Source organism: Moorena sp. SIO4E2, assembly GCF_010671945.1.
Lineage (GTDB): Bacteria > Cyanobacteriota > Cyanobacteriia > Cyanobacteriales > Coleofasciculaceae > Moorena > Moorena producens.
The window spans coordinates 1-3258 of the sequence record NZ_JAAHIE010000703.1 but is presented as its reverse complement, the minus strand read 5'-3'; the positions used below and the strand labels follow the sequence as shown (position 1 = coordinate 3258).

The window sequence follows — 3258 nt, the reverse complement described above, 5'->3', positions numbered from 1 at the left end:
TATCCCCTATAGGTAAAATCCGATTCCAAGGCATTCTTAGGGGACTTTTTTGATAGGAAGGAAAAAAGCCAAACAGTACTCGTTTAAAATCAAGTTGGGATAATTCTACTCCCTGGTATTCTGGTAACAGACGGAAGTATTCGTCACATAAAAATTCTAAACTAGGACGTTCGGGATTAGCATCTAAGTAGGTAAATAAATAGGTTGTTCTACCATCCCGAGCTGGAAATGCTTCCCAGAAATATTGACATTGATTTTGGATAGGAGTGAACGATACAATCAAATCCCCCATCTCATTTTTAGGATAGCCTTCAGCACAGCTACCAACCACTAAACAAACTCCTTCTGGTTTCTGACCTTGCCTGACTTGCTTAACAATTGGGGAAAAATGTCCCATGGCATCGATCAGTAAGCGAGCTTTAACTTGGGTATCCTCCAACTGGTCAACCTTCAAGCCGATTGAGACGCCATCGGGATGAATGGTTGCTTGTGTAAAGGATGTCTTTTCAAACAGCTTACCGCCAGCAGCTAAAAATTTGGCTTTGAGGGTATCGAGCAGAAAGACTGGGTCAACACCAATGTTGAGTACGTCGTTTACCAAGAAATCAGGACCCTCGAAAAAACTGATCCGAGCTGGGTTATACTCGGATGCGATCGCATTTTCTAATTCCGCCGTTGAGAGTAACTCAAGTTCCAGGAATACCTCTAGTTCTTGGCGAGAGATATTCCACTCTTGGTCTCTACCGCGCAAAACCCCCCGTTCAACTACCGCAACTCGCCAGCCTCGCTGTTGTAGAGCAGCACCAATCAGAATTCCCAAGGTACCGCCACAGATTACTACATCCAAGTCTAGGGTGCCTAATCCCTCTTCGGTTTCTGTAATCACCTCTGGGATCTCAGTTGTGCCATCTCGTAAGGCTTTCCAGACTTTGTCAGCATTGCGCAGGCGTCCGAGAACATCACCAGGTAACTGGGATAGGATTTGTTCGGTTTGACTCATGGATGTTGGTTGCTAGTTAGATGCTAAGACTTTCTCTGTTTTATTGTAAATTTCTGGATCACAAGGCTCAGAGGCTGATGCGATCGCAAAGCAAATCGGCCATCTGATTAGTGCTTAGTTGTCGGGAATCGGGAATCGGTAATTGGGAATCGGGAATCGGGAATCGGAACCCACCCCTAACCCCTCCCAGGAGGGGAACGGGAATCGGGAATCGGAACCCACCCCTAACCCCTCCCAGGAGGGGAACGGGAATCGGGAATCGGAACCCACCCCTAACCCCTCCCAGGAGGGGAACGGGAATCGGGAATCGGGAATCGGGAAAGAGAGGGGAGTGTGGGAGGTGTGGGAAGTGGGGGAAGTAGGGGAAGTGATAAAGCAGTACCCACTAAGGTTAGGACAACTCATTACCTCTAAAACCTTGTTAGAGTCAACTTCTGCCTTCTGCCTTCAGCATAGCTGCCTTGCGCGTAGCGCTATAAAAGTCAGATCATCTGAAAATGCCAGGACTTACCCACTCAGATATGTAAAATATCTGTAATCCTCTTTTACCGACTGCAAATTGGTTCACTCTTCTAAAAAGAGCAAAATTAAAAACAGTACAATCTCTTTAACTGGATTTAACCATGAAAATTGATCATGTTCACTTCTATGTTGAAGATGCTACAGTTTTTTCTGATTGGTTAGTCAAAATTCTTGGCTTTCAACGGGTCGTCAGTGGCAGTAGTGACCATACCTACACAGAAGTTGTCAAAAGTGGCTCAATCACCTTTTTGATCTCTTCACCTCTGACATCAGCAAGTCCTATTGCTGAGTTTTTGCGTCTACATCCTCCTGGGGTGGCTGACATCGCTTTTCTTGTAGAGGACCTGGAAGCGGTGATTGAGAATGCGTCCGCTCAGGGAAACCAAGTGGTACAACCACCCCAGGAACAATTTCAAAGACAGGGACGGCTAAAGTGGAGTCAAATCCCCTCCTGGGGTTCTCTGGTTCATACCCTCGTGGAGCGGGATGGCATCTGTGACCAATCCTTTTTCCCTGCTCAGTTTAACTGGATCACAAAAACTGCTCATGGTAAGCCACCCTCCCTCAGTGGAGAGGGAAACCAAGGCAATAACAATCTTCAGACCATGTTCACCACCATTGATCATGTAGTGCTTAACGTAGCTGCTGGTGAGTTAGAACGGGCAGTAAATTGGTATCAACAAGTGCTGGGATTTTGCCCACAACAAATATTTTCTATTCAGACACAACAGTCTGGTTTATACTCTCAGGTTATGGTTGATCCCACTGGTGAGGTGCAGTTGCCCATCAATGAACCAACTTCTGCTAATTCCCAGATTCAGGAATTTCTAGATGTTAATGGTGGACCAGGCATCCAGCATATTGCTCTTAGAACTACCAATATAGTAGAAGCGATCGCGCAACTCCGTGGTCGAGGTTTGCCGTTTATTGAAGTTCCTTCCAGCTACTACAGCCAGTTGCGGCAAAGACCAGGGGGCTCTAATTTACCTTTACTAACGGCAGAATGGGAAGAAATTGCTACCAGACAAATTTTAGTAGATTGGCAGCAAGAGTTTCCCCAAGCTTTGTTACTTCAAACCTTCACCCAGCCCATTTTTGGCAAGCCTACTTTCTTTTTTGAAATCATTGAGCGCCGCTTTCAGGCAAAGGGCTTTGGAGAAGGGAATTTTCGTGCTTTGTTTGAAGCAGTAGAACGGGAACAGAACAAGCGAGGACGTTTAGGAACCTAAGCTATCAGCTAATGCGCTACGCGCACGCTACGCGAACAGCTCTCAACATATGCTTAAGTTAATAATGATCAAGGTGAATTTCTATACTTGGAGGTATTGACAAAATGCCTTAGCTTTTAATTTGTCACCAATGTCAAGTATCCGGTAGAATTCTCTGTGTAGTGACAAACCTTACTTTTCTAAACCATAAAATTATGGGAAGTAAGAGTAGCAAGGTGTTGTCTAAGTCAAAACTCCGGGCGCGCTCAGTCCTTCAATTTATAGGTTAAAATACAGTAAAATAAGTCGTTTTTAAGGATTTTTTTTAGACTCATGAGTACCTCATATTAAACTCAAAAACCATAAAATTTAATCAAAGTTCATTTGAAAATGTTAACCGAATTACAACAAAAAAAATTAACAACATTATTCAATAATATCGATGCTGATTCAGGTGGAACTCTCAACCAAGATGATTTTCATCTGATTTTGAATAAACTGGCTAGTTCACGAGGGCTAAAACCTAAT

3 protein-coding genes are annotated in these 3258 nt (G+C 44.1%); 1 reads left to right on the top strand and 2 read right to left on the bottom strand.

Annotation, left to right across the window (positions count from 1 at the left end; translation table 11 throughout):
- Both F6K37_RS35695 and F6K37_RS35690 read right to left on the bottom strand, forming a co-directional pair.
- Positions 1-1000, bottom strand: a 1000-nt coding sequence (locus F6K37_RS35695) for an FAD-dependent monooxygenase family protein (protein ID WP_502887804.1), incomplete at its 3' end; no start/stop codon positions are given.
- 114 nt (positions 1001-1114) lie between these two features.
- Entirely contained in the window at positions 1115-1405 is a 291-nt protein-coding gene (locus F6K37_RS35690; RefSeq protein WP_287255649.1) for a hypothetical protein, read from the bottom strand.
- 218 nt (positions 1406-1623) lie between these two features.
- On the opposite strand from F6K37_RS35690, the gene hppD reads away from it, so the two are divergent.
- Positions 1624-2751, top strand: coding sequence for a 4-hydroxyphenylpyruvate dioxygenase (gene hppD, locus F6K37_RS35685; RefSeq protein ID WP_287255646.1), 1128 nt, complete (start codon positions 1624-1626; stop codon positions 2749-2751).
- Positions 2752-3258: the final 507 nt, after the last annotated feature.

Coding starts and splice junctions, on each gene's coding strand:
- hppD (WP_287255646.1), top strand. CDS start 1,624: ATGAAAATTGATCATGTTCACTTCTATGTTGAAGATGCTACAGTTTTT.
- F6K37_RS35690 (WP_287255649.1), bottom strand. CDS start 1,405: ATGAGTTGTCCTAACCTTAGTGGGTACTGCTTTATCACTTCCCCTACT.